Here is a 25,191-nt window from a genome sequence, read left to right as displayed (position 1 = left end):
TAGTTGGTAGTTGGTAGTTGGTAGTTGGTAGTTAACAAAAATAAACATGAATACATTTAAAGATCTTGAAGTTTGGAAGAAAAGTGTGGATTTTGTTACACTAATATATAAGCTCACGGATCGTTTTCCCAGGTCGGAAATATACGGTATTACAAACCAAATAAGACGTGCCTCTGTATCCATCCCCAGCAATATTGCCGAAGGCGCAGGGAGACAGTCGCACAAAGAATTTATACAGTTCCTTTATATTGCACGGGGGAGTGTCAAAGAAGTTGAAACCCAGCTAATAATAGCAACAAATCTTGGATATTTAAAGCAAAGTGCCTTAACAGAAACGACTCAAGGCCTTGATGAAATAGGAAAAATGATTACAGGACTACTTTCCTATTTAAAAAATAAAAACAGCTAAGAATATATATATAGCACGACAAGCTACCCCCCCCCGCTATGAACCACCAACGATGAACTACAGACGATGAACTATAAACTAACTGCTATCCTTAAAATTGACTTAATAAATGGCGAAATGCCCAAGGATACATCAACAACGTTAACACCAAACCGGATAAAGCGCCGAAAAGGTGCGCATCGTGATTGATTCCGTCATGTGCTTTTTTGGAAGCCCATATACAATACCCCAAAAACAAAAAAGCAAATAGGTAAGCCGGGATCGGAATCACCATAAACAATCCTAGCATCGCCTTTGGCTGAAACAAGATAAAGCTAAAAAGCACGGCACAGATTGCTCCTGAAGCGCCTAGACTGTAGTAACCCGGATTATTTTTCTGTTGCAACAGCGTTGGGATATCACTTAGAATCAAGCTAACCACATACAAAAATGCAAACAATAAATGCCCTAAGGGACCACTAAACTGTACGAACATCAGCTCCAAGCTAAACCCGAAGTAATAAAACGTCATCATATTAAACAACAAATGCATCCAATCCTTATGAATCAAACCACTCGTTAAGATGGTATATGCTTTCGATTTATCTTGATGTATACTGTACGGGTGAAGCATCAGTCGACCATACCATTGCGGATTAGAAAATACAAAAAGGCTCAGCCCAATTGTGAGTGCAAATATGACCGATGCAACAGGCGTATTATAAAGGGAATCCAACATCATAAACAGTATACTAAAATCTATCTTCTACCAAAAAAACATATAATTCTTTAGGGCCATGTGCGCCCAACACCAATTTTTTCTCAATATCTGCTGTTCGGCTCGGTCCTGTAATGGTGCTCAACATCGACGGCAATTCACCGTTATACTTCTCCGACACTTTCTTTAGCGCATGTTTCACATCCATCACCAGCTGCGAAGCCTTTGCCATCACAATATGCACAGGTGGATAAATACTAAGCGTTCTGCCCGCGGCATTGCCGTTCGACACCATCACACTGCCATTGCGCGCAATCAGTGCCTCACAGGTCGTAATACTAGCCTCCATCGATTCGAGATGATACGGCGTTTTATACACAGGAAAACCATACTGATCCAAAAACTTCTGGAGTGACGGCTCCCATACATGGATCTTAGTAATCTTTAATTCTTCTGCCAGCAGAATAAGGTTCTCGATAACCGATATCTCCCCATCGCAATACACAAACTTACCCGATACCTCCGTAAACGTACGAGCAAAGGTTACATCCAACGACTCCTCCTCATCCTTATACAATGGACTGTCTTCAAAATCGGCATGCGGATTATCCCTCTTTTGCAATAAAGCCTGTCGTATTTTTTTGAGCATTCGCTCCTTTGCTGTAGTATTCCTTGTATTCATGTGCCCAAGTGCCGAAAAATAAAAAGTTGCCATGTTTCAGCTCACAGCCTAAACATGACAACTTCTCTCTTCTTATTCTATTTAATTTTTAAGCGTCAAGTCTCCGTTTTCATCTTGCTCAGCATCATTCTTTGCCTTGCTTTCTTGCGGAGCTTCAATCGTTAATTCTGTTTGTGGAACACCACCACCATCAGCACCACCATTGACAAACTCGTCGTAGGTTGTTCTGTTTTCAAACGGACGCTTACCTAAGATCTCTTCCAAGTCGCTCTGGAACAAAATCTCTTTTTCCAACAACTTCTCCGCAATCTTAATTAGTCCTTCTTGCTTATCCAGCAATAACTGTCTTGTACGCTCATAAATAGCGGCAATCAATACACGAACCTCTTCATCAATCAACTCTGCTGTTTGATCCGAGTATGGTTTCTGGAACTGCGAGTCAGAAGCGCTATCGCGGAACGACACATTTCCAACCTTATCATTCATACCATATACCGAAACCATCGCATAAGCAAGCTTAGTAATACGTTCCAAGTCATTCTGCGCACCAGTACTGATACGACCAAAAGTAATATCTTCTGCTACACGGCCTCCCATTGTCATGGACATGCTATCCAACAATTGTTCCGTCGTATATAAGAACTGCTCTTTCGGCAAATACTGGGCGTAACCTAGCGCTGCCACACCACGTGGTACGATAGACACCTTAACCAACGGATCTGCATACTCCAAGAACCAACCAGCAATAGCGTGTCCCGCTTCGTGGTATGCCACAATTTTCTTCTCTTCTGGGGAGATAATTTTATTTTTCTTCTCCAGTCCTCCAATAACTCTATCGATCGCATCCTGGAAATCCTGCATCGTAATTGCTGTCTTATTTTTACGTGCAGCAATCAAGGCTGCTTCGTTACATACGTTTGCAATTTCAGCACCCGCAAATCCAGGTGTCTGAGCAGAAAGTTTCTTCGCATCCACCTCTTCCGCCAATTTCAATGGCTTCAAATGGACATTGAAGATCTGTTCACGACCAATCAAATCTGGCTTATCAATAGAAATCTGTCTATCAAAACGTCCCGGACGTAACAAAGCGGAGTCTAATACATCCAAACGGTTGGTTGCTGCTAAAATAATAACACCAACGTTCGTTCCAAAACCGTCCATCTCGACCAACAATTGGTTTAATGTATTCTCACGCTCATCGTTCCCCCCCATAATGGAGTTCTTACCCCGTGCACGACCAATGGCATCGATCTCATCAATAAAGATGATACATGGTGCTTTTTCTTTCGCTTGTTTGAACAAGTCACGCACCCGCGAAGCTCCAACACCCACAAACATCTCCACGAAATCAGATCCGGATAACGAGAAGAAAGGCACTTGTGCTTCTCCTGCCACCGCTTTCGCCAATAACGTTTTACCGGTTCCCGGAGGGCCTACTAAAAGTGCTCCTTTTGGAATCTTACCTCCTAAGTCGGTATATTTTTTAGGATTTTTCAAGAAGTCAACGATTTCCATTACTTCTGTCTTCGCTTCTTCTAATCCAGCCACATCATTAAATGTGATGTTAATCTGCGATTCTTTATCGAAAAGCTGCGCTTTAGACTTGCCAATATTGAAGATCGCGCCACCGCCTCCGCCGGCACCACCGCCCATACGTCGCATTAACAGCATCCATATACCAACAATAATCAATAACGGAAGCATAAAGGAAATAAACCAACCCGCCCATGGATTTGAGCGATCTTCGTAATTTACCGATACCTTCGCTTGACCAGCAGCTAAGCTATCTTGCGAGTTATGCAATTTCTTCTCTAAAATATCTGCTGAGGGCTCCGTAAATACATACTGCGGTCCCGTTGCTGGACTCAGTGCCAATGAATTGGGCGCTGGTGTAGCGTCCTTATATTTCTCGTCCGACAGCTTATCTTTCTTAATATATACCTCTACATCAATAAGGTCATTATTCTTAATCGCCACCAACTTCTCAACATCACCCGGTAACAACATTTTTTGCTCAAACTCGGCATAGGTAATTTTCTTTGCCGTACCGCTGCTGAAAAAATATTGTAACCCAAAAAAACCGAGGATAATCAATATCCAAAGCCACATCATGTTAAATTTGGGCGGTATAGGTGTCACCTTCTTACTTGGGATTTTCTTCATTACAATCTTTTATATCTTTTTATACTCTACAATTTAGGCACTCTGAAAGGTATCAACATGGGCATCGCCCCATAGATCTTCGATGCCATAATGGCTTCTTTTCTCCGTTTTAAAGATGTGTACTACTACGTCTACAAAATCCAATAAAACCCATTCGCCATTTCCCTGTCCCTCTTTCCGCCAAGGTTCTTGTCCAAAAGCTTTAAAAACCTCATCTTCCACACTTTTCGCTATCGCACTGACTTGCATCGTGGAGTCTGCGTGACAGATAACAAAATAATCTGACAAGGTTTCATTCACCTTTCGCATATCCAATCGTACAATATCGTTTCCTTTTTTCTCTTGCATTCCTAAAACAACAGCCTCTGCAAGCTTTCCCGACATTGGTGTTTTCGTATCTTTACTCATTAAAAAACATTAATTTTGAATAAAATCTATCGTTTTAAATATTTTTCTCTTGCAAAATAACACATTTTCCCGACTTTACCTTAGACAAAATTTAATTGTCCTGGATCAGGTTACATCCACAAATGATTACCTCAAGCAATTATTGTCAAATATTACGCCAAGCCCCCAAGGAACTGCCATTATGGCAATCCACCAAACACAAGGTAAAGGGCAACGCGGCAGCCAATGGATAACACAAGCCGGAAAAAACCTAACATTTAGCTTCGCTCTCTTTCCGCAAAACCTCCCGGCAACAGCCGCTTTCAATATCAACATGATGGTTTCCTTAGCCATCCACAAATACCTCCATAAGTCGGTAGAACAGGTGAAAGTGAAATGGCCAAACGACATTTACATTAACAACAAAAAGGTCGGTGGGGTTTTAATAGAAAACCAATTGTCGGGCAGAAATATCAAATCATCAGTAATCGGGATCGGCATCAATGTCAACCAAGCCAATTTTTCCGAGGACATCAACCATAAAGCCACTTCTTTAGCGCGCGAAACGGGCCTCCCAAGAGAACTTCAAGATACCTGTCTGGATATCCTGGAAACCTTTTTTGACATATACGCATCTGTAAACGTAGCGGATACAGATTTATTGTTACAACAATACAACGAATTGCTTTACCAGAAAGACATGGAAGCACAATACGAGATCCAAGGACAACGTAAAACGGGAACTATCCGCCGCGTGACCGATAACGGACTACTCCTGCTGGAGATGGATGGCGAAGAACGGTCCTTTGATCTCAAAGAGATTTCTTTCATCCCCCCTACAAATTTATAACAGTAAAATTACTTGCATCGTGTTTGCAGACTTTATACATTTGCTTCGTGATTAGTACCTACGTGCTGAAAGAGCTACAAGATTTGGCTATTGAAAAACGAACAACAACGGACTAAAAACAAAAACTAATTAAACCTTAGGGTACATTACAGAGTCTTTAATTTAAACAACAGTATATAGCATGAAGAAGTTAGGCTTATTAGTGGCGGTTGTGTTATTCACGATAACAGGCGTTGTCGCACAGATCCACAACCCAGTAAAATGGACAGTAGCAGCAAAAAAATTAAACAGTAAAGAAGGCGTTGTTTTCATCAAAGCAACAATTCAGGATGGTTGGCACATCTATGGCTTAAACGTGCCTGACGGTGGACCAATATCGACATCTTTTACGTTTTCGCCTTCGAAAGAATTCTCGTTGAACGGTAAAGTAGCGGCATCACCTGCTCCAAAATCAAAATTCGAGAAGGACTTCAACATGAACGTACCTTACTACCCGAATGAAGTTGTTTTTCAACAAAAAGTAAAACTTACTGGAAAACAAGCAACAGTAAAAGGTGTTGTTGAGTTTATGGCTTGTGATAAAACACAATGTCTTCCTCCAGACGAATACACTTTCAACGTCACAATTAAGTAGTATTTGTTATTATAAAGCATGAAAAAGGCAGTAGTTTACTGCCTTTTTTCTATTTTAGCGTATTAGCAAGATTAGTTATGCGCAAATTCATTCAGTATTTTCTCTTTATACAAATTATAGCGATGCCTTTCTTTGGGATCGCCGCTTCCACACAAGATACTTTGATATCCACCGAGGGGATTGAGTTCTCGGAAAGCACCTCCCCGGAAGGCAGTGAAGAAGAACTTATCGCCGTACCCGAAGACTTAGTTTTCTCGGATAGTGAGCCGATAGATTCTGTTTCGCAAGACAGCAGCGCCACGGCGCCAATTGCTGGAGCAACAACGGCCGATGCAGGAAAACAATCCCTATGGGGTATCTTTATAGCCGGGCTGTTAGGCGGCTTCGCAGCCTTCATCATGCCTTGTATCTTCCCGATGGTACCGCTAACGGTAAGCTTCTTTACCAAAAAAGCCGGTTCACGTGCTAAAGCCGTATCCCAAGCACTACTTTACGGCTTGTTCATTATCGTAATCTATGTTGCACTGGGCATGTTAATTACCATCACCTTTGGTTCAGACGCGCTGAATGCACTCTCCACGAATGGGGTATTCAACTTTCTATTCTTCTTGATTTTGGTTCTTTTTGCAGCTTCTTTCTTAGGCGCTTTCGAGATTACTTTACCCAGCTCTTTTGTAAACAAAATTGACGCCAAGTCCGATAAAGGAGGCTTACTAGGCTTATTCTTCATGGCATTCAGCCTCGCGTTGGTATCCTTCTCGTGTACCGGTCCCATTATTGGAACGTTACTCGTAGAAGCTGCCTCCAAGGGGGAACGCTTAGGCCCCGCCGTCGGAATGCTCGGTTTTTCCATAGCACTCGCTATTCCTTTCGTTATTTTCGCGATGTTCCCATCCATGCTAAAAGCCATGCCAAAATCAGGCGGATGGTTAAACAGCGTAAAAGTGGTTTTAGGATTCTTAGAGTTGGCTTTAGCCTTAAAATTCCTTTCCAATGTGGATTTGGCTTACCATTGGAACTGGCTCGATCGGGAGGTCTTCTTAGCGCTCTGGATTGCGATCTTCAGTTTAATGGGACTGTACCTGATCGGAAAGATCAGCTTTGCACACGATAGTCCCTTAGCGTATCTGTCGGTACCACGGACCATCTTTGCCATTGTTACCTTCTCCTTTGTTATCTACATGGTGCCTGGGATGTGGGGGGCGCCATTGAAATCGATCTCGGCTTTTCTTCCACCATCGGCAACGCAGGATTTTGACCTCTCCGTCATGAATTTCGGTACTCCACCGACATCAACCGGAACGCCAAAAACGAAGAAATATTACGAAATATTCCATGCACGAGGCACCCCCAAAGGCTTTGACCCATACTACGATTACAAAGAAGGGTTAGCTGCCGCTAAGGATCTGAATAAGCCAGTGCTTATTGACTTTACAGGATGGAACTGTGTAAACTGTAGACAAATGGAAGCCAATGTTTGGACCGATCCAAAAGTTGCAGCATTATTAAGAAATGAATTTGTGATGATCGAACTTTTTGTGGACGATAAAACGACCCTACAGCCCGAGGAGCAATATGTATCCACCTACTCCGGCAAGAAAATCACCACTATTGGTAAAATGAACAGTGATTTCCAAGCGGCAACGTTCAACAGCAACTCACAACCACTCTATGTGATTGTGGATACGGATGGCAATGTGCTGGTGCCACAAAGTGGCGCCAATTACAACATCGATAGCTATATCGCGTTTCTACAAAGTGGCATTGATGCTTTTAAAGCAAAAAAATAAAAAATAATCAACCAATCTAACAGGAATGAAAACAATAAAAAATATTGCTGTACTTACCTCTGGTGGTGATGCACCCGGAATGAATGCCGGTATTCGCGCTGTGGTTCGTGCGGGTATCTACAACGGATTAAATGTCTTTGGTGTGAAACGTGGCTATGATGGTCTGGTAAATGGAGAGATTGTGCCAATGGATGCTAAATCTGTTGCAAACATTATCCAACGTGGAGGTACCATTCTTAAAACGGCACGTAGCGATGAATTCCGCACCTACGAAGGTCGTAAAAAGGCTTTTGAAAATATACAGAAACTAGAAATCGATGCCCTGGTGGTAATTGGTGGCGATGGAACGTTCACAGGAGCATCTAAGTTTATCGAAGAGTTTGATATTCCAATTATCGGGATGCCGGGCACCATCGATAACGATCTGGCCGGAACAGATTTTACCATCGGATACGACACCGCGATTAATACGGTAGTAGACGCGGTGGATAAAATCCGTGATACCGCAGAATCGCACGATCGTCTCTTCGTTGTCGAAGTGATGGGGCGCGACTCTGGATTAATTGCTTTACGCTCGGGAATTAGTACGGGTGCTGAAGCGGTATTGATTCCGGAGATTAAAGTGGACTATGATGCTATCATGAAGCGCCTGGATAAAACCCGGAAGAACAAAGCTTCCCGGATTATTATTGTTGCTGAAGGGGATAAAGAAGGAGGGATTGTCGTTGCGGATAAGATCAAGGAAAATTTCCCGCACTATGATGTACGCCTATCAATCTTAGGCCATATTCAGCGCGGTGGGCGTCCAACTTGCATGGATCGTGTTCTTGCGAGCCGCTTAGGCGTAGCATCTGTAGAAGGATTAATCGCCGGTCGCAGAGGTGAGATGGCTGGATTAATCTGTGGAGAAGTACAATTCACACCGTTCAAGAAAGCGATCAAACACTTGGACGACATCAACGAGAATCTAACGCGGATCGTAGAGATACTATCTTTATAATCTGTCTTATACTGCATAAAAAAACGCGCTTTGAGAAAAGCGCGTTTTTTTATGTATTCTATCTTCTTTAGTTCAATACTTCTGCAAGTTTCTTCTCCAGATTATCTCCACGAAGGTTCGAGCCAATGATCTTACCAGCTGGATCTAACAGGTAGTTCTGCGGAATACCACGAATAGAGTACAACTCTACCACTGGTGATTGCCAGAATTGCAAATCAGATACATGCGGCCATTGACCTAATTGATCTTTTTCGATCGCTTTCATCCAATCATCTTTCTTACCAGGTCTGTCCAATGACACGCCTAGTACGGTGAAGTTCTTATCTTTAAACTTATTGAATGCAGCAACAACATGTGGATTTTCTTGTCTACAAGGACCACACCAGCTTGCCCAAAAGTCTACCAAAACATATTTTCCACGTAAAGAGGAAAGTGCTAAGTTGTTACCCGCAGTATCTGGTAATGTAAAATCTGGAGCGACTGCACCTACCGCAAGTTTTTCCATGTTTGTAATTTTCGCACCAAGAGCCTTACCTAACGCCGTGGATTTTAAATTTGCCGCTAATGCATTGTACGCAGGCTTTACAAAGTCCGTTAGATTTTCTGGTGACGCTAATTCATTCAAGATAGTCAAGGAAACATAACTACTCGGATTAGCTTTCACGAAGTTCTCATTTACTTCATTTTGCTTATCATAGATTAAGGATGCTTTCTCACGCAAACCATTAATAAATGCTTCATCTTTCTTTTTCTCATCCGGAGCAGCTTGGTACTCCGCATCGATGGCAGCCATTCCCTCATTAACAACTTTAAGTTCATTTTTGTACTTCGTAAAGTCGTTGTTGATACTGTTTCCACTAACGGTAGCCGATCCAAAATCCGCGCCTTCCAACGTGATTACACCTTTAGAAAGGTACACAGTATTCATCTCTGGACGCACACCTGCAGCACGTAGATCTTTCATCGACTTACCGTCTGCCGAAAGCGTTAACGAAGCCTGAGTAGGCTCTGCAACCGTTCCTTGATATTTAAAAACACCATTCGTTATCTTAGCAGAATCCAAGACGGATTGCCCATTTTCGCGATATTGGATAAAAACCTTGGCCTCGGGGTTTGTCTTGCCCACTTTGCCATTTAGAGTAAACGCTTCTTGCGCAAATAACATGCTAGGAAGCACACCTAAACCGAATAATACTAATCTTTTCATAGGACAAAAATAATCTAAATTTAATCTTAAATGCGTATATAAACTATCATAACAAACATATTACCAACGCCCACTGGCACCACCACCGCCGAAACCACCGCCACCGAAACCACCAAAGCCTCCGCCTCCACCGCCGAAACCGCCGCCAAAGCCACCACCAAAACCATCATCGTCCCGAGAGCTACCTCCACGTCCCATATTGTTCAGCAATGTCCACCAGAATAAATCAGAAGCTCCTCTTCCAGTCATCACACGGCCACCACCTTTACCACCGCCACCACCGCGTGAAAAAAGGGAGATTAAGATTACGACCACAATAATAAAGATCAGGATAGAAAAGCCACTACCCTCTCCTTCACCCTTCGCTTTTGGATCTGCTTTATACTCCCCTTTCGTATAGGAGATAATTGCATCAGTAGCCTTATCCAAACCAGCATAATACGCTTGCTGTCCAAAATATGGCTTAATTTCATTTTGAATAATTCGATATGCAATGACATCAGGAAGTGCCCCTTCCATACCGTATCCTGTCTGTATCGTTACAGCACGATCATCGATGGCTGCCAATAAAACGATACCGTTGTTGTATTTTTTCCCTCCGACACCCCATTTTTTAGCTAATCGAACCGCATAGTCGGCCACATCATACCCATCGGTGGTTTTCACCAGTACCACAGCAATCTGATTGGAGGTGCTATCTTCAAATGCCAATAGTTTATTTTCCAATGCAGTTACCTCGGCCTGGTTTAGTGTACCTGTATAATCCGAGACCAAACGATTTGGTGCATCGGGTATGTTCTGTGCAGAAACAAGTGAAAAGGTCATAAGCAAAGCGCAAAACGCCAAACCGAACCGTCCCACTTTACACCCTAGTTTTTTTATTTTCCGCTTAATCATTAGTTTTCTCCATAATATATGTCATCTGGAAGCTCATTAATATCATCCGCCTTACGTGGAAAAAAATACTGCAATTGTTCACCGATCTGTTGAATCCCTGCAATTAATCCATCAACCAACATATCTTGTCTAAAAAACGAAACCATTTCCTCCTGCGTCGCCCCCCAGAAATCTTCTCCTACCCGATCATGAATAGCCGTATCTCCTATAATCGCAAACTCATGGTCGTCGACAGCTATATAGATCAAAACGCCATTTTTTAGGATCGTCTTGTGCATATCGAGCTTTCGGAAATATTTCACCGCCGCCTCAATCGCTGCCTTATGCTTTAATTTACGCTCCACCACAAGCCTGATCTCTCCCGAAGTCTTTCCTTCCGCAACACTGATCGCCTGCACAATTCTATCTTGCTCCGCTATTGAAAAAATATCCATTTTTTAAAAAATAAAATGCGTTGAAAAACATGTCTCTGCATCGAGGAAGTACATCCTTAAAAATGCACCTAATAACCGGACCTGTTGTTGTCTAACTTAGGTAATGTAATGGGGCGTAGCCCCTGCTATAGTAGCAAAAAAGATGAATGCATCCGCAATAAAGGGACCAGCATTCATCTTTAATTACTATAATATCATCCTTCTAGAACGTTACCGTTGGTGCCTTATCTGCACCTTCAGCCGCCTTGAATGTTCCTTTAGCCTTAAAGCCAAATATGCCGGCCATTATATTATTCGGGAAGCTACGTACCGTCGTATTGTAATCCTGAACGGCATCGTTATATGCTTTCCGTTCCACAGAAATACGATTTTCCGTCCCCTCTAATTGTGCTTGTAGTTCCTGGAAGTTAGAATTCGCTTTCAAATCAGGATATGCCTCTACGCTTACTAACAACCGTCCGATTGATTGCGACAATGCATCTTGCGTCTGCTGATAGTTCGCTATTGCTTCTTCCGTTAAGTTCGAAGGATCAACTGTAACCGATGTTGCTTTAGCACGTGCTTCAACAACAGCTGTCAACGTATTTTCCTCATGTTGCGCAGCTCCCTTTACTGTCGAAACTAAGTTCGGTATTAAATCTGCGCGACGCTGGTATGCGTTTTCCACTTGCGCCCATTTGCCCTTTACGTTTTCATCTTTCGAAACCATCGTGTTGTATCCACAAGAACTGAACGATAAAGCGGTAAACAAACCGACAACAGCAATTAATAATCTTTTCATATAAATGATTTAAAATTTATTTTCTTTATTATTTCTATAAACTTATAAAAAAATGCTTTTATATGCAAGAAGGTCAAATTTCATGGCATAAAAAAAGCGACGTCTATATAGCCTTATCAAACGACATACCAATCCTGCATGATATCGTCATTTATTACTATTTATGTACCTTTGTGCTGTTTTGGGATAAAAACCCAGCCACAACATTATGCAGAAAGAAATTGAAATAGCCGTATCTCCTGATTTTATACAGGATGAAAAATATATACGCTCCCTCACGGCAAAGCAGCTTAAGGTTGCTGAAAACCGAATCACAGGTCTATACGTTCGTAAACGTTCTATCGATGCGCGAAGCAGACAGGTGGTATATCGCATGCGGGTGGTTGCTTTTATCGATGAACCCTATATAGCGCCAAGCTACCATGCAGATGTGCAACAGGTGCACGATGCTAAACCGGTGATTATTATCGGTGCCGGTCCAGCGGGTTTATTTGCAGCCTACCGATGCTTGGAGCGTGGATTAAAGCCTATTGTAATTGAACGAGGTAAAGCCGTTCGGGATCGCCGCCGCGATCTAGCTCGTATCAATAAGGAGGGTTTTGTGAATCCAGAGTCCAATTATTGCTTCGGGGAAGGCGGAGCCGGAACGTATTCCGATGGAAAGCTATACACGCGCTCTGACAAACGAGGAAACGTACAAAAAGTATTACAAATTTTTGTACAACACGGCGCAACCGAGGATATTCTGGTAGATGCACGTCCACATATTGGAACAAATAAATTACCGCATATCATTGAAGATATGCGTAACACAATATTGAACTGCGGCGGAGAAATCCATTTTGATTGCCGCGTGGATGATATCTTGGTTCAATTTGGTAAAGTCGAGGGGGTAAAAACATCAACCGGCGAAACCATCAAGGGAGACCATATTATCCTAGCAACAGGTCACTCTGCGCGGGATATTTTTCACTTATTCAAGAACAAAGGCTGGCTTATCGAAGCGAAACCTTTTGCATTAGGTGTACGTATTGAACATCCACAAGAAATTATTGATCAGGCACAATACCATTGCAGTACACGCCATGAAAACCTACCACCAGCCTATTACAGCCTTGTGGAACAGGTGGACGGCCGTGGGGTGTTTTCTTTCTGTATGTGTCCGGGTGGAATTATAGCCCCTTGTGCAACGGATCACGAGGAGATTGTGGTGAACGGTTGGTCTCCTTCCAAGCGGAATAACCCGCACGCCAACTCTGGTACCGTGATTCAGATCAATATGGAAGATGTACCGAACGCAGCAACGGATCCTTTTGCTTTACTAGCTTTTCAACAGGCTATCGAACAGAAAGCCTTTATCATGGGCGGCGGTCAGCTAGTCGCTCCGGCGCAACGGATGGTGGACTTTGTGGAACGACGCGTTTCTAATTCGCTTCCCGAAAATTCGTACAAACCAGGAACACGCAGTGTAGACCTCGGTGAAGTACTACCTGATTTTGTCCATCGGGCTCTACGCGGAGCGCTGCCCATTTTCGGGAAGAAGATGAAAGGATATTACACGAATGAAGCTATTTTGGTGGGCGTAGAATCTCGCACCTCCTCTCCTGTACGCATTCCTAGAGATAAGGATACATTACAGCATCCGGATATTGAAGGCTTATATCCTTGTGGCGAAGGAGCTGGATATGCGGGTGGGATTGTATCGGCCGCTATTGATGGCATAAACTGCATTGATGCGATAAAAATATAAAGGTGAGCACCAAAGGGATGCGTGGATCTGGTTGATTTTTTTCAGAAACTAGTTGACAAATATCAGTTGATTTGCTACCTTTGTTGCACAATCAGCGAAAGTAGCTCAGTTGGTAGAGCACAACCTTGCCAAGGTTGGGGTCGCGAGTTCGAATCTCGTCTTTCGCTCAAAAGAAGCTCTTGGAATTCCAAGGGCTTTTTTCTATTTTGGGGAATGTCCAAGCTTTTCAAGCCTAAAAAAGATTTCACACCTTGGTACCTTACCACTGGTTTAGTCCTTGCTCTGTTAATCGGGATTCAGTACATCAGTGCCGTTCCGGACGCAGGTTTTTGGATCGCCATTGGTGGTATTTTTCTATTCTTTAATGTGCTCTTCTTCCTGACGTTTACAACCACTTCTTATAAAATAACGGGAACGGATTTCAAGTACCGCTGCTTGTTTCTCTTTGGGACTATCGATATCAATAAGATTCACAAACTGGAAATTGGCCGCACGCTGTGGGTCGGCACGAAACCAGCTACAGGCCGAAATGGAGTTATAATCTACTATAATAAGTACGATGAGATTTATATCAGCCCGGAGAACAATGATGATTTTGTCCGTTCGATACAGGAAATAAACCCAGCGATAGAACTTATCTATCATAAACCGAGCTCATAAGATAACAAATAAGTGATTCGAATATAGGGAACAAGGTACAAAAAAACGTCTGAGAAATCCCAGACGCCTTTTCTATATAAAATGGAAAACTAATGCTTATTTATCAAGGCCCTTTTCGACCAAAGCTTCAACGTAGCTACGCACGAGCTCATTCGAGAAGCGAGATGTTACATCAAAAGCAAAGGCATGTACCAAAAGGACGCGAGCAGACTCCTCGCCGATACCGCGCGCGCGCAAGTAAAACAAAGCGTCATCATCAAATTGCCCCATTGTACAACCGTGTGAACATTTCACATCATCTGCGAAAATCTCCAACTGCGGCTTTGTGTAAACCGTAGACTTTTCACCGATCAACATATTGTTGTTCTGTTGGAATGCATTTGTCTTCTGCGCGTCTTCACGTACAAAGATCTTTCCGTTGAACACGGCAATAGATTCGTCCTGCGGAATGTTTTTATACCATTCATAAGACTCACAGTGAGGCTTCATATGATCCACGACAGTATGATTGTCTACGAACTGTGAACCAGCGGTTAAATTGATTCCGTACAGGTGTGACTCTACATTCTCGGCATCCAGGCGTACGTTAATGTTGTTACGCACAAAAGAAGCTCCCGGCAGGTTACAGTTATAGTTATTATATAAACTCTGTTTCTCCTGATATACTTCTGTATGCTGAATATAACTACTTGCCGCATCTGCTACTTGCAAGTAATAGTGTTGCATCTTAGCCTCTTCTTCAACAACGATCTCTGAGACTTTATTATTGAGATTTTGGGCAGCGCCATCTGCGGTAATAAACGATTCGATAAGCTCTAACTCTGCATGCGGCTCAAGAACAATCAAATTTCGTGTCTGCACGAAAAATGGCTCCTGACCAATCGACAAGTGTATGAGATGAATCGGCTTAGAAACGACTTTATTCTTGCCTACACTAATATAAACACCAGCCGTTTGTAATGCGGTATTCAACTGTACCAATACATTATCCGATTTATCGGCATGCTGTGCATAATACTTTTGAAAGTTCGGTTCGTCATGCGCCTCTTCAATAGGCTTTACTGTCAAACCTATTTCATCCTCCAAGGAAGAAAAAGCCAATACATACTGACCATTAACCAAAACAATGCGATGTGCATCCAATCCTGCGATATCCGCTTTACGTACATCCACATGATCCACCTCTACATCACTATTCAATACATAAGGCTTATTGACCAGCGTATGTAGATTGGTATATTTCCATTCTTCATTCTTCACCGTTGGAAAACCTTCTTGCTGAAAACGCTCAAAAGCAGTGTGACGAAGCGCCTTTAGCGCCGCCGGCTCTTGTACTGTTTCCAATTCCTGGAAAGTAGAAACCAACTGTTGGTATAATGAATCTGCAACTATTGTACTCATATTATTTTTTATCAATCCGTCATTCAATTTATCCATCGATAAATTCATTAAACGGTTTGCGTATCATATTCTTTTAACCAATCATATCCTTTTTCCTCTAACTCGAGTGCCAACTCTTTGGGTCCCGTTTTCACGATACGACCATTGTAAAGTACGTGCACAAAATCAGGCACGATATAATCCAATAAACGTTGGTAGTGCGTAATCACAACAAAAGCATTGTCTTTAGAGCGCAATTGGTTCACACCATTCGCCACAATACGCAAGGCATCAATATCTAAACCTGAATCCGTTTCGTCCAAAATCGATAATTTAGGATTCAACATCGCCAACTGAAAGATCTCGTTACGCTTTTTCTCTCCACCGGAGAAACCTTCGTTCAATGAACGATTCGCAAGGCTCGCTGAGAATTCAACTAACTTCTGCTTATCTTTCACCATTTGCAAAAACTCTTTCGCCTCCATCGGTGGCAAACCTTTATATTCACGAATATCGTTTACTGCCGTCTTCAGGAAGTTAATATTAGAAACACCTGGAATTTCTACTGGGTATTGGAATGCTAAAAACAAACCCTCACGTGCGCGGTCTTCGGGTGAAAGATCCAATAGATCCACACCATCCAATAGCGCTTGTCCGTCGTTTACCTCATAGGAATCACGACCAGCCAATACATTACCTAGCGTACTTTTTCCAGCACCATTAGGTCCCATGATGGCATGAACCTCGCCAGCCTTAACCTCTAGGTTTAATCCCTTTAATATTTGTTTGTCTTCAACAGACGCATGTAAATTCTTAATACTTAACATATACTTTTCAATATTCAAATAAAATTACCCTACCGATCCTTCTAAGGAAATCGCTAATAACTTCTGTGCTTCAACAGCAAACTCCATTGGCAATTGGTTCAACACTTCTTTCGCGTAACCATTCACAATTAGCCCTACCGCCTTCTCCGAATCGATACCTCGTTGGTTCAAATAGAAAACTTGATCTTCACCAATCTTAGATGTCGTTGCTTCATGCTCCAACATCGCCGTCCGGTTCTTGCTTTCAATATAAGGGAACGTATGTGCGCCACAACGATCACCGATCAATAGCGAGTCACACTGTGTAAAGTTCCGTGCTTTATCCGCATTCGGGCCGATCTTCACCAAGCCTCTATAGCTGTTATGGCTAAAGCCGGCCGAGATTCCTTTTGATACGATCTTCGAACGGGTATTCTTACCCAAGTGAATCATCTTCGTTCCAGTATCAGCAACCTGTCTGTTACGCGTCAATGCCACAGAATAAAACTCCCCTACAGAATGGTCTCCTTTAAGGATCACACCTGGATATTTCCATGTAATGGCCGAGCCGGTCTCCACTTGTGTCCACGAAATCTTAGCACGGTCTCCTTTACAGATACCTCTTTTCGTTACAAAGTTATAAATACCACCCTTACCATCTTTATCGCCCGGATACCAGTTTTGAACCGTAGAATACTTGATTTCAGCATCTGTCTCTGCGATCAACTCTACCACCGCCGCATGCAACTGATTCTCATCACGCATCGGCGCCGTACAACCTTCCAGATACGAAACATAAGAGCCTTCATCTGCTACAATCAATGTACGTTCGAATTGCCCTGTATTTTCGGCATTGATACGGAAATAAGTAGAAAGTTCCATAGGACATTTCACCCCTTTCGGAATGTAAACAAAAGAACCATCCGAGAAAACTGCCGAATTTAATGCGGCATAAATATTATCTGTTTGTGGAACGACCGTTCCTAGGTATTTCTTGATTAATTCAGGATATTCTTGTACAGCCTCTCCAAAAGAACAAAAAATTACACCTTGCTCTTTCAACTTCTCGCGGAAAGTCGTTTTTACGGAAACCGAGTCAAAAACAGCATCTACGGCCACTACACCAGCCAAGATCTTCTGTTCATCCAATGGGATTCCAAGTTTAGCAAACGTAGCCAACAGCTCTGGATCCACCTCATCCATACTCTCCAACTGTTTTTTTGGCTTCGGTGCTGCGTAATAGGAGATATCTTGAAAATCAACCTCTGGATTTTCAAAATTTTGCCAAGTAGGCATTTTCATCGTCAAGAAATGACGAAATGCTTTCAATCTCCACTCCAATAGCCACTCCGGTTCATTTTTCTTTGCAGAAATTAAACGAACCGTATCTTCACTAAGCCCTTTTGGGGCAATATCCATCTCAATGTCGGTTGTAAAACCGTACTTATATTCTTCGAGCTCTAGCTCCTTTAGTAATTCGTCGTCTTTGGTACTCATTTCTCTTCCCCTTAAATTTATCGGCGATTCCTACCTTTAATTTGGACAACAAAGATACGACATAAAGCCCAATAAAACGGCAAATCTTTAATGATTTAGCATGACTTTACTAAAAAAATGTGACAGAGGTCACTTATTTGAAAACAGAGCGGTTTCTGGAAAAATATTATGACAATAACATGATTGCTATAAAAACAATCAATAAGTGAATCCGTTATACATAAACAAAAACTATAGATTAAGATAATATTATCTTAATTGTGTTCGCCAAATATTATTTTGTATATTTACGTCTTTTAAAATAAAATCTTTAGAAACAATGCCGTATCAACCTGACAAAACCGACTTAAAAATTCTGAAGCTTTTGCAAGAAAACGGGCGTATTACGAACCTGCAACTAGCTTCCAACATTGGGCTTTCACCTGCTCCTACTTTAGAGCGCGTGCGGAAGCTTGAAAATTCTGGCTTTATCAAGAGCTATCATGCTTTTGTAGACGAAGAAAAATTAGGACTAGGGATCAAATCCTTTATCCAGATATCACTTGATTTTCACACACACAACGCTATACCGGAGTTCGTGGAAGCTGTAAAAGCGATCCCAGAGGTTACTGAATGTCACCACGTGACTGGAAACTGTGACTTTATGTTGAAAGTATACGTTAAAGATATTAAAGCTTACGAAGCGGTAATCATGGAAAAAATCGCCAAGATTCCATTCGTAAAAACATTCCAGACCATGATGATCATGTCGACAAGTAAAAAGGAACCGATCGTACCGTTGGAATACTAATGAAAACCAGGGCACTGAATGAAAGAAAACCAACTACTATATGATGATTTGGCCATTATACTGACCTGGCCCGACGCAACAATAAGAGGCGATGAGAAATGGATGATGTTTTTCAAAAAGATTGGCATTGTCAAAAATCTAAATTTCAAAGTTGGGCATACCGGTATTGTGATTATAAAAAAACAAACGGGAGAGATGCTCTTTTATGACTTCGGTCGCTACATTACGCCAAGAGGTTATGGACGCGCCCGCTCTAAATACTCTGACCCTCGGTTAGATATTTTAATGAAGGCCTGCATCCAGAAAGGCAAAATAAACAACCTCCCCGAAATTATCACGCACTTTGAAGACCTCAAAGAAGCCATGTATGGGGAAGGGATACTCTATTTCTCGGTCGCAAATAACATTAATTTCGAGCTCGCAAAAGCCTATGGGGATGACTGCGTATACCAAGGCACTTTTCCCTATGGCGCTGTAGCTCGAAACAATAACAATTGCTCTCGTTTTATTACGCGTATGTTAATGCGTGCTTCACAAAAGTACACCTGGCGTCATAGCATCAATCTGCCAGAAACCATAAAGGCAAGCCCTATCAGTAATGTAGTGAACGCTGTCTCTGACCGCATGGTCTTTTCTTATAGTCCCGAGCAAGGACTAAAACACTTCCGGATGGATCGTTGGCAATCATTTATGTTCCTGGTTAAGAAATTAGGGGATAATGTATGGTCGAAAAAAGCATGTTTGCTACCCGAAGATCTTTCGATTGGCTGCATGAGCTTTGGCTCGAAACCAATAACGGTACCCAAAGAAGCACACTACTTAGGGGGCGTCGGTGACGGCGCTTGGTTTTGTATTTCTCCGGCTGAAAACAACCAACTACTTATTAAACGTTTTACGACAAAAGGACAGTTGGAATATGTTACCCTTGGTGAACCGATTGAACCGATCGATCTGAATCAAAAATATGAAATAGCCTATGATAGTCATCTCTTGTTTACCCACATCCGACAAAATGGTCGTAAAATTAGGGTCAATCACGTAAGTCGACTACCGATTACAGATCACCAATACAAAGACTTAAAGGAACTTTATGCGTAGCATGTAGTTGGTAGTTTGTAGTTCATAGTTTGTAGTTCATAGTTTTTGGTTGCTGGTTTATAGATTGTCATTTTTGAACAGATTTCAGGGCGCAGATCTTGAAAGTCTAATTTCCTAAAAACTATTTTCTACCAACTCCTTTCTAAAAACAACTCCCTACTAACTACGATCTAGCCCACTACCCTTGACCAATCAATTGCTTCACGTCCATTTTCTTCAAGATAAGCATTGCTTTGCGAAAAAGGCTTACTTCCATAAAACCCGCGGTAAACCGACAGCGGCGAAGGATGAACGGACTTCAAAATCAGATGCTTCTTTTGATCAATGAGTACACTTTTTCTCTGCGCATAGCTGCCCCAAAGAACAAAAACAACATGCTCTAACGTATTGGAGATCGCTTGGATCACGTGGTCCGTAAATCTTTCCCATCCCTGGCCTTGGTGTGATCCGGCTTCATGCGCACGTACTGTCAATGTCGCATTCAATAAAAGTACACCCTGTGTCGCCCAGCTGCTGAGATCGCCTGAAGAGGGATACCCCATTCCTTCCATGTCGGTCGTCAACTCACTATAGATGTTCTTAAGTGATGGAGGCAAACCTATGCCAGGTGGAACAGAAAAGGATAATCCATGCGCCTGCCCATCATTATGGTAAGGATCCTGACCTAAGATAACAACCTTTACATCAGGCAAGGGCGTCAACCGAAAAGCATTAAAGACCAGATCTTCGGGAGGAAACACAAGATGCGACTGTCGTTCTTTTTGTACAAAAGCAGACAATTGTTTCATATAATCCTGCTGCATAAGCGGGCGAAGGATAGGTTCCCAACTCGGGTCATATTTGTTTACCATGATACAAAGCTACGATTTTTCTCCGTGGACGCAGGTCTTCGCTGATCCATAAAAACCCGTTCTCTGAACCACAAAACTACAGTTCGCTTGCCTAGTAAAGAATTATCTCACTGACCAGAAACTAATTGTTTTGCATCTGAAAGCAAATTTCGCTAATTTTGCAACGTGTGTGAAGACAAGTTGCAGTACAAGTTAGAAAATAAAATTTATGTCAAATATTGTTCGAATAGTTTTAAGTAGTTTACTGTTAATAGGTACAGTGCTTTTGTTTTGGTTTGGTCATTGGGGTTGGGGAATCCTTGGGATTCTAATTACTATTCTAGCATGGGTAACCGTATTTTTTAATGAAAACATGCTGTTGGCCCAATGGTTTCTTCGCAAAGAGAACATGGCGAAAGCAGAACAGTGGCTAAAACGTATCACGAACTATGAAACGCAGTTAATTTCTGCGCAACATGGCTACTACCACATGCTTTTAGGGATTATGGAGTCACAAAGAGCTCCTTTACAGTCAGAAAAATTCTTTAAGAAAGCATTGGCTTTGGGCTTGCACATGGATCATAATGTTGCCATGGCCAAACTCAGCCTAGCCGGCGTCGCAATGGCAAAACGTAATAAGCGGGAAGCAGAGAAACTTCTAGCTGAAGCAAAGAAAGCAGATAAAAACAAATTGCTAGCCGATCAAATCAAGATGATGAAAGATCAAATGTCTATGATGGACAAACAGCAGTTTAGATATTCAAGATAAAACAAAAAGAGGTTAATTTATAAATTAACCTCTTTTTGTATAAAATGACCTTCTTCTGCACTATCTTCAAATACCAACAACACCTTCGCTGCTTTTCGTTTTCCCCAGTTCCCAATCTTTATTGTTAGCGGCACTGGCGTATCCTCTTCCAGCAGGTAGTGTATATAATTCTGCCTATCTGCTAAACGAACCACGACCCGCCCCATCTTCATCATACTGTACATCGTAGCTTTCCCTTGGCTATCGATCACTTGACTGGCATACGTATTAAGTTTGAATTCTCGTGGTTGCCTCTGGTAGGAGATCAAGAAAAGATCCACCGTGAGGGTATCACTTTTAGCATCCCAAACAGTCCCCTTTATATCTATCTGCAAATCATCGGTCAACTCTGCACCTGTATTTTCTTGCGCCCGCAATGTAAACATAGCCCCGCTCAACGTTAATAGCAAGAAAAAATAACGATAAAACCTCTTCATATACTAGCGCAGTCTATCCGCAGATTTAATCAGCTTCGAATCGTGTCTAATGCCACGTATAGCAAACGACAACAGGATAACAGCAACAGGGAGCAAGAAGAACCCAACTCCTATATTATTAGCCTGCAACCCTTGCGAAATACCCGACAATACACTATTTGCATTGCTATACATCCAAATGGCTAAAACGGCGATCAAAACAATCTCTGCATATATGCATAACAGCTGAAGCTTTCTATTTTTAAATAAAAAAATAATAAACACAGGAAAAAGAGCAACAAAAGCTGCAAAAATCGTCAACAATAAACTACTACTTTCCTGTACGCTCGCATTATTAACCGACGAATAAACCCCTGTTACAGATACTTTTTTACCCAAGCCTACAAGATCGATAAAATTGAGGTATGGGAAAATAAATAAGCCCAAGAGCACCACTGCGGCAGCTAAAAGCCAAATAGTCTGAATCCTTTGAATCATAAGTACAATTTAAAATGTATATCACAAACTTAATTAAATATAGCCGCAGATGCAAACAAATGGACCTTCGGTCTTTTCTACATACCACCACCTGCCATAGTGGCGGCAATAAAAATTGAATAGCCGACGACGAAATCGACAATTTTATGGCTATCTTCAAAACACAAATTACTTACCTTTGTTCGGTGGAAGACAAACAGCAACGTTATTTCTTAGAAATTGCTTACGACGGCACAGCCTATCATGGCTGGCAGGTACAGAACAATGCCGTTTCGGTACAACAAAAGCTCAATGAAGCTTTACATAAAATACTCCGTTCTCCTATAGAAACCATTGGTGCGGGCAGGACAGACACAGGTGTACATGCAAAGCAGCTCTTTGTCCATTTTGACTATCCGGCAGACCATATCCCTACCGTCTCGAAATTTTTACATTCTTTGAATGCTTTACTACCACACGACATCAGTGCTTTAGATTTACAGGCTGTGGAGCCCGATGCGCATGCTCGTTTCGACGCTACGCAACGGTCCTATGAGTATCATATCCATTTTCGTAAAGACCCATTTCTAATAAACAAGTCTTGGCAACTGCGAGACGTACCCGATGTTACATTGATGAATAGGGCGGCTCAATTTTTGTTAGGTAAACAGGATTTTGGTGCTTTTTCTAAAGCACATACGCAGGTGTTCACCAATATATGCACCGTAGTGCGCGCTGAATGGGTTTTACAGAACGATAGGTTAGTCTTTCATATCACAGCAGATCGTTTTTTACGAAATATGGTACGTGCGATTGTGGGCACCTTATTGGACATCGGTTTAAAAAACAAAAACGCAGCATCTATCGTTGATGTTATTAACAGTCAGGACAGAGCACAAGCTGGCACATCGGTACCAGCACATGGATTGTATTTAACAGAGGTTATTTATCCCTATATTAAAAGAAGTTGAGCGAACAAAAGGTAACTGGTAAAACATACGACAGTAAACTACTCAAAAGAATGGCCTTGTATATGCGTCCATATCAAGGCGTATTCTGGGCATCTGTAATACTGACGATTCTTTTGGCAGCGGTAGCTCCTGCCCTCCCAATGTTAATCGAGTACACCCTCGATAAGTATATCCTGAAGTCGGATTCCTCTGGACTTACATGGATGCTTATTGCCATGGTCACACTCCTCATCGGACAAACCATTATTCGTTATTATCACACCTTAACGACTAACGTTTTGGGGCAAAATGTTATTCGTGATATTCGTATTCAGGTTTTTAATCATATCATTAATCTACGGTTAAAGTATTTTGATAATACCGCCTTAGGAAAGCTCATTACACGCACGATATCCGACTTAGAAACGATTTCAAACATCTTCTCCCAAGGACTGATACAAATTATAGGCGACCTCTTACAGCTCGTGGTTATCTTAGGTGTTATGCTTTATACCGACTGGAAGCTCACCTTGATCGTTTTAATCCCAATGCCACTGATGTTGTGGGCTACGTATATCTTCAAAGAAGCCATGAAATCTGCTTTTGTCGAGGTACGCACCTGGGTATCCAACCTCAACACGTTTTTACAAGAACATATCAGTGGGATGGCCATTATTCAGTATTTCTCGCGCGAGGACCAGGAGATGTCAAAGTTTGATGTTATCAATAAAAAACATAGAGACGCAAATATTCGTGCAAACTGGTATTTTTCTATTTTCTTCCCCGTCTTAGAGATTATTCTTGCAATTTCCACCGGTCTTCTGGTTTGGTATGGATCGAAGCAGATCCTTGCGAACTCTATTTCACCGGGCGTTGTGGTGGCCTTCCTGATGTACATCAATATGATTTTCCGTCCGATTCGAGAGCTTATCGATAAATTTAATACTCTACAAATGGGGATGGTTTCCGCCGAGCGAATATTCGATGTATTGGATACCGATGAGTTCACACCAAACCATGGAACATATGCTCCAGAAACAATTGCCGGAAAGATTGATTTTGAAAAGGTTTGGTTTGCCTACAATGAAGAAAAATGGGTGCTCAAAGACGTAAACTTCACCGTCAATCCAGGCGAGACCCTAGCCCTCGTTGGCGCAACGGGTGCCGGGAAGTCATCAACCATCAATATCTTGACACGTTTTTATGAGATTCAAAAAGGTAAAATTTCACTTGACGGTGTCGATATTCGTGATTACGAATTAACAGCCCTTCGCCACCACATTGGAGTGGTACTGCAAGATGTTTTTCTATTTGCTGATAGCATCTTAAACAATATTACGCTAAATAATCCTGCGATCACTTTTGATCAGGTCGTGGAGGCCGCCAAGCGTGTAGGTGCATACGATTTTATCATGAGGTTACCAGGTGGTTTCGACTTTCAGGTCCAGGAACGCGGTGCCACATTGTCCTCGGGACAAGCGCAACTAATTTCTTTTATTCGCGCTTTGGTGCACAACCCAAGTATCTTGATTTTAGACGAGGCCACATCTTCTATTGATACAGAAACAGAACTTCTAATCCAACAAGCGATCGAAAATATTATGGCAGACCGTACTTCAATTGTTATCGCACACCGTTTGTCAACCATTCAAAAAGCGGACAAAATTATAGTGTTCGATAAAGGTGAGATTAAAGAAATGGGAACCCATGCGGAATTGCTTTCTTTTGACGGGTACTATAAAAAACTGTATGATTTACAGTTCAATTCCGTGGGAATTTAAGTGAAATTTGTGCCTAG

Annotated in this window: 26 protein-coding genes and 1 tRNA gene; 13 read left to right on the top strand and 14 right to left on the bottom strand. The window is 42.0% G+C overall.

The window, feature by feature from the left end; translation table 11 throughout:
* Nucleotides 1-46 precede the first annotated feature (46 nt).
* On the top strand, nucleotides 47-409 hold the full coding sequence (locus B9Y69_RS14460; protein ID WP_085473683.1) for a four helix bundle protein: 363 nt from the start codon (nucleotides 47-49) through the stop codon (nucleotides 407-409).
* A 91-nt stretch (nucleotides 410-500) separates the two neighbouring features.
* Here B9Y69_RS14460 and B9Y69_RS14455 read toward each other — a convergent pair whose 3' ends face one another.
* Genes B9Y69_RS14455 through rsfS form a run of 4 tightly spaced genes read right to left on the bottom strand, consistent with a single transcriptional unit; the run spans nucleotide 501 to nucleotide 4,359 of the window.
* Nucleotides 501-1,127 carry a rhomboid family intramembrane serine protease gene (locus tag B9Y69_RS14455; RefSeq protein ID WP_085473682.1) on the bottom strand — a complete coding sequence of 209 codons (627 nt, stop codon included), beginning with the start codon at nucleotides 1,125-1,127 and terminating at the stop codon, nucleotides 501-503.
* A gap of 13 nt (nucleotides 1,128-1,140) precedes the next feature.
* On the bottom strand, nucleotides 1,141-1,821 hold the full coding sequence (locus B9Y69_RS14450; RefSeq protein WP_234991256.1) for a LutC/YkgG family protein: 681 nt from the start codon (nucleotides 1,819-1,821) through the stop codon (nucleotides 1,141-1,143).
* A gap of 48 nt (nucleotides 1,822-1,869) precedes the next feature.
* Nucleotides 1,870-3,951 (bottom strand): ATP-dependent zinc metalloprotease FtsH, encoded by a 2,082-nt coding sequence (gene ftsH / locus B9Y69_RS14445; protein WP_085473680.1) that lies wholly within the window; start codon nucleotides 3,949-3,951, stop codon nucleotides 1,870-1,872.
* 33 nt (nucleotides 3,952-3,984) lie between these two features.
* Nucleotides 3,985-4,359: a ribosome silencing factor gene (gene rsfS, locus B9Y69_RS14440; protein ID WP_085473679.1), complete on the bottom strand. Its 375-nt coding sequence runs from the start codon at nucleotides 4,357-4,359 to the stop codon at nucleotides 3,985-3,987.
* 49 nt (nucleotides 4,360-4,408) lie between these two features.
* Here rsfS and B9Y69_RS14435 point away from each other — a divergent pair, with 49 nt between their 5' ends.
* The 4 genes from B9Y69_RS14435 to pfkA all read left to right on the top strand — a co-directional run bounded on the left by B9Y69_RS14435 (nucleotide 4,409) and on the right by pfkA (nucleotide 8,612).
* Nucleotides 4,409-5,188 (top strand): biotin--[acetyl-CoA-carboxylase] ligase, encoded by a 780-nt coding sequence (locus B9Y69_RS14435; RefSeq protein WP_159451855.1) that lies wholly within the window; start codon nucleotides 4,409-4,411, stop codon nucleotides 5,186-5,188.
* A 181-nt stretch (nucleotides 5,189-5,369) separates the two neighbouring features.
* Complete coding sequence (locus B9Y69_RS14430; RefSeq protein WP_085473677.1) at nucleotides 5,370-5,822, top strand: protein-disulfide reductase DsbD domain-containing protein; 453 nt, start codon at nucleotides 5,370-5,372, stop codon at nucleotides 5,820-5,822.
* A gap of 77 nt (nucleotides 5,823-5,899) precedes the next feature.
* Nucleotides 5,900-7,612 carry a protein-disulfide reductase DsbD family protein gene (locus B9Y69_RS14425; RefSeq protein WP_085473676.1) on the top strand — a complete coding sequence of 571 codons (1,713 nt, stop codon included), beginning with the start codon at nucleotides 5,900-5,902 and terminating at the stop codon, nucleotides 7,610-7,612.
* Nucleotides 7,613-7,637: 25 nt separating this feature from the next.
* Nucleotides 7,638-8,612: a 6-phosphofructokinase gene (pfkA, locus tag B9Y69_RS14420; RefSeq protein ID WP_085473675.1), complete on the top strand. Its 975-nt coding sequence runs from the start codon at nucleotides 7,638-7,640 to the stop codon at nucleotides 8,610-8,612.
* Between the two features lie 67 nt (nucleotides 8,613-8,679).
* Here pfkA and B9Y69_RS14415 read toward each other — a convergent pair whose 3' ends face one another.
* The 4 genes from B9Y69_RS14415 to B9Y69_RS14400 form a co-directional block, all read right to left on the bottom strand.
* Nucleotides 8,680-9,819, bottom strand: coding sequence for a TlpA disulfide reductase family protein (locus B9Y69_RS14415; RefSeq protein ID WP_085473674.1), 1,140 nt, complete (start codon nucleotides 9,817-9,819; stop codon nucleotides 8,680-8,682).
* 60 nt (nucleotides 9,820-9,879) lie between these two features.
* A complete protein-coding gene (locus tag B9Y69_RS14410) occupies nucleotides 9,880-10,644 on the bottom strand; it encodes a TPM domain-containing protein (RefSeq protein WP_166785215.1) in 765 nt (254 codons plus the stop codon).
* Nucleotides 10,645-10,715: 71 nt separating this feature from the next.
* The gene (locus tag B9Y69_RS14405) at nucleotides 10,716-11,150 is read right to left on the bottom strand and encodes a TPM domain-containing protein (RefSeq protein WP_085473672.1); all 435 of its coding nucleotides are present in this window, start codon (nucleotides 11,148-11,150) and stop codon (nucleotides 10,716-10,718) included.
* Nucleotides 11,151-11,352: 202 nt separating this feature from the next.
* A complete protein-coding gene (locus tag B9Y69_RS14400) occupies nucleotides 11,353-11,931 on the bottom strand; it encodes a LemA family protein (protein ID WP_085473671.1) in 579 nt (192 codons plus the stop codon).
* Between the two features lie 208 nt (nucleotides 11,932-12,139).
* Between B9Y69_RS14400 and B9Y69_RS14395 the strand changes: the two genes are divergently transcribed.
* From B9Y69_RS14395 to B9Y69_RS14385, 3 genes are all read left to right on the top strand, one after another.
* Complete coding sequence (locus tag B9Y69_RS14395; protein ID WP_085473670.1) at nucleotides 12,140-13,681, top strand: NAD(P)/FAD-dependent oxidoreductase; 1,542 nt, start codon at nucleotides 12,140-12,142, stop codon at nucleotides 13,679-13,681.
* 94 nt (nucleotides 13,682-13,775) lie between these two features.
* Nucleotides 13,776-13,848 (top strand) — tRNA-Gly (locus B9Y69_RS14390).
* Between the two features lie 46 nt (nucleotides 13,849-13,894).
* Entirely contained in the window at nucleotides 13,895-14,341 is a 447-nt protein-coding gene (locus B9Y69_RS14385) for a PH domain-containing protein (protein ID WP_085473669.1), read from the top strand.
* Nucleotides 14,342-14,437: 96 nt separating this feature from the next.
* On the opposite strand, the gene sufD is transcribed toward B9Y69_RS14385, so the two are convergent.
* Genes sufD through sufB form a run of 3 tightly spaced genes read right to left on the bottom strand, consistent with a single transcriptional unit; the run spans nucleotide 14,438 to nucleotide 18,024 of the window.
* A complete protein-coding gene (gene sufD / locus B9Y69_RS14380; RefSeq protein WP_234991254.1) occupies nucleotides 14,438-15,742 on the bottom strand; it encodes a Fe-S cluster assembly protein SufD in 1,305 nt (434 codons plus the stop codon).
* A 47-nt stretch (nucleotides 15,743-15,789) separates the two neighbouring features.
* Nucleotides 15,790-16,548, bottom strand: a complete 759-nt coding sequence (gene sufC / locus B9Y69_RS14375; protein WP_085473667.1) for a Fe-S cluster assembly ATPase SufC — start codon at nucleotides 16,546-16,548, stop codon at nucleotides 15,790-15,792.
* A 24-nt stretch (nucleotides 16,549-16,572) separates the two neighbouring features.
* A complete protein-coding gene (gene sufB, locus B9Y69_RS14370; protein WP_085473666.1) occupies nucleotides 16,573-18,024 on the bottom strand; it encodes a Fe-S cluster assembly protein SufB in 1,452 nt (483 codons plus the stop codon).
* A 319-nt stretch (nucleotides 18,025-18,343) separates the two neighbouring features.
* Between sufB and B9Y69_RS14365 the strand changes: the two genes are divergently transcribed.
* Entirely contained in the window at nucleotides 18,344-18,814 is a 471-nt protein-coding gene (locus B9Y69_RS14365) for an Lrp/AsnC family transcriptional regulator (protein WP_085473665.1), read from the top strand.
* Between the two features lie 18 nt (nucleotides 18,815-18,832).
* Nucleotides 18,833-19,912 (top strand): DUF6695 family protein, encoded by a 1,080-nt coding sequence (locus B9Y69_RS14360; RefSeq protein ID WP_085473664.1) that lies wholly within the window; start codon nucleotides 18,833-18,835, stop codon nucleotides 19,910-19,912.
* Nucleotides 19,913-20,082: 170 nt separating this feature from the next.
* Here B9Y69_RS14360 and ung read toward each other — a convergent pair whose 3' ends face one another.
* A complete protein-coding gene (ung, locus tag B9Y69_RS14355) occupies nucleotides 20,083-20,763 on the bottom strand; it encodes a uracil-DNA glycosylase (RefSeq protein WP_085473663.1) in 681 nt (226 codons plus the stop codon).
* A 208-nt stretch (nucleotides 20,764-20,971) separates the two neighbouring features.
* Here ung and B9Y69_RS14350 point away from each other — a divergent pair, with 208 nt between their 5' ends.
* Entirely contained in the window at nucleotides 20,972-21,511 is a 540-nt protein-coding gene (locus tag B9Y69_RS14350) for a tetratricopeptide repeat protein (RefSeq protein WP_085473662.1), read from the top strand.
* Between the two features lie 17 nt (nucleotides 21,512-21,528).
* On the opposite strand, the gene B9Y69_RS14345 is transcribed toward B9Y69_RS14350, so the two are convergent.
* The gene (locus tag B9Y69_RS14345; RefSeq protein WP_234991252.1) at nucleotides 21,529-21,987 is read right to left on the bottom strand and encodes a hypothetical protein; all 459 of its coding nucleotides are present in this window, start codon (nucleotides 21,985-21,987) and stop codon (nucleotides 21,529-21,531) included.
* A gap of 3 nt (nucleotides 21,988-21,990) precedes the next feature.
* Nucleotides 21,991-22,464 (bottom strand): DUF4293 domain-containing protein, encoded by a 474-nt coding sequence (locus B9Y69_RS14340; protein ID WP_085473660.1) that lies wholly within the window; start codon nucleotides 22,462-22,464, stop codon nucleotides 21,991-21,993.
* Between the two features lie 146 nt (nucleotides 22,465-22,610).
* Between B9Y69_RS14340 and truA the strand changes: the two genes are divergently transcribed.
* Both truA and B9Y69_RS14330 read left to right on the top strand, forming a co-directional pair.
* Entirely contained in the window at nucleotides 22,611-23,414 is an 804-nt protein-coding gene (gene truA, locus B9Y69_RS14335; RefSeq protein ID WP_200811811.1) for a tRNA pseudouridine(38-40) synthase TruA, read from the top strand.
* Entirely contained in the window at nucleotides 23,411-25,174 is a 1,764-nt protein-coding gene (locus tag B9Y69_RS14330; RefSeq protein ID WP_085473659.1) for an ABC transporter ATP-binding protein, read from the top strand. Before truA ends, B9Y69_RS14330 begins: the two co-directional genes overlap by 4 nt.
* Nucleotides 25,175-25,191: the final 17 nt, after the last annotated feature.

It is taken from the genome of Sphingobacterium psychroaquaticum (assembly GCF_900177625.1).
GTDB lineage: Bacteria > Bacteroidota > Bacteroidia > Sphingobacteriales > Sphingobacteriaceae > Sphingobacterium > Sphingobacterium psychroaquaticum.
This window is presented reverse-complemented; position numbering and strand designations above follow the sequence as displayed.

What these genes read in the sequence shown, in the direction of transcription:
- B9Y69_RS14395 (WP_085473670.1), top strand. Translation starts at nt 12,140, where the DNA reads ATGCAGAAAGAAATTGAAATAGCCGTATCTCCTGATTTTATACAGGAT.
- B9Y69_RS14385 (WP_085473669.1), top strand. Translation starts at nt 13,895, where the DNA reads ATGTCCAAGCTTTTCAAGCCTAAAAAAGATTTCACACCTTGGTACCTT.
- rsfS (WP_085473679.1), bottom strand. Translation starts at nt 4,359, where the DNA reads ATGAGTAAAGATACGAAAACACCAATGTCGGGAAAGCTTGCAGAGGCT.
- B9Y69_RS14350 (WP_085473662.1), top strand. Translation starts at nt 20,972, where the DNA reads ATGTCAAATATTGTTCGAATAGTTTTAAGTAGTTTACTGTTAATAGGT.
- pfkA (WP_085473675.1), top strand. Translation starts at nt 7,638, where the DNA reads ATGAAAACAATAAAAAATATTGCTGTACTTACCTCTGGTGGTGATGCA.
- B9Y69_RS14340 (WP_085473660.1), bottom strand. Translation starts at nt 22,464, where the DNA reads ATGATTCAAAGGATTCAGACTATTTGGCTTTTAGCTGCCGCAGTGGTG.
- B9Y69_RS14430 (WP_085473677.1), top strand. Translation starts at nt 5,370, where the DNA reads ATGAAGAAGTTAGGCTTATTAGTGGCGGTTGTGTTATTCACGATAACA.
- ung (WP_085473663.1), bottom strand. Translation starts at nt 20,763, where the DNA reads ATGGTAAACAAATATGACCCGAGTTGGGAACCTATCCTTCGCCCGCTT.
- B9Y69_RS14360 (WP_085473664.1), top strand. Translation starts at nt 18,833, where the DNA reads ATGAAAGAAAACCAACTACTATATGATGATTTGGCCATTATACTGACC.
- B9Y69_RS14450 (WP_234991256.1), bottom strand. Translation starts at nt 1,821, where the DNA reads ATGGCAACTTTTTATTTTTCGGCACTTGGGCACATGAATACAAGGAAT.
- ftsH (WP_085473680.1), bottom strand. Translation starts at nt 3,951, where the DNA reads ATGAAGAAAATCCCAAGTAAGAAGGTGACACCTATACCGCCCAAATTT.
- sufD (WP_234991254.1), bottom strand. Translation starts at nt 15,742, where the DNA reads ATGAGTACAATAGTTGCAGATTCATTATACCAACAGTTGGTTTCTACT.
- B9Y69_RS14410 (WP_166785215.1), bottom strand. Translation starts at nt 10,644, where the DNA reads ATGACCTTTTCACTTGTTTCTGCACAGAACATACCCGATGCACCAAAT.
- B9Y69_RS14405 (WP_085473672.1), bottom strand. Translation starts at nt 11,150, where the DNA reads ATGGATATTTTTTCAATAGCGGAGCAAGATAGAATTGTGCAGGCGATC.
- B9Y69_RS14460 (WP_085473683.1), top strand. Translation starts at nt 47, where the DNA reads ATGAATACATTTAAAGATCTTGAAGTTTGGAAGAAAAGTGTGGATTTT.
- B9Y69_RS14415 (WP_085473674.1), bottom strand. Translation starts at nt 9,819, where the DNA reads ATGAAAAGATTAGTATTATTCGGTTTAGGTGTGCTTCCTAGCATGTTA.
- B9Y69_RS14425 (WP_085473676.1), top strand. Translation starts at nt 5,900, where the DNA reads ATGCGCAAATTCATTCAGTATTTTCTCTTTATACAAATTATAGCGATG.
- B9Y69_RS14345 (WP_234991252.1), bottom strand. Translation starts at nt 21,987, where the DNA reads ATGAAGAGGTTTTATCGTTATTTTTTCTTGCTATTAACGTTGAGCGGG.
- truA (WP_200811811.1), top strand. Translation starts at nt 22,611, where the DNA reads ATGGCTATCTTCAAAACACAAATTACTTACCTTTGTTCGGTGGAAGAC.
- B9Y69_RS14400 (WP_085473671.1), bottom strand. Translation starts at nt 11,931, where the DNA reads ATGAAAAGATTATTAATTGCTGTTGTCGGTTTGTTTACCGCTTTATCG.
- B9Y69_RS14365 (WP_085473665.1), top strand. Translation starts at nt 18,344, where the DNA reads ATGCCGTATCAACCTGACAAAACCGACTTAAAAATTCTGAAGCTTTTG.
- B9Y69_RS14455 (WP_085473682.1), bottom strand. Translation starts at nt 1,127, where the DNA reads ATGTTGGATTCCCTTTATAATACGCCTGTTGCATCGGTCATATTTGCA.
- sufB (WP_085473666.1), bottom strand. Translation starts at nt 18,024, where the DNA reads ATGAGTACCAAAGACGACGAATTACTAAAGGAGCTAGAGCTCGAAGAA.
- sufC (WP_085473667.1), bottom strand. Translation starts at nt 16,548, where the DNA reads ATGTTAAGTATTAAGAATTTACATGCGTCTGTTGAAGACAAACAAATA.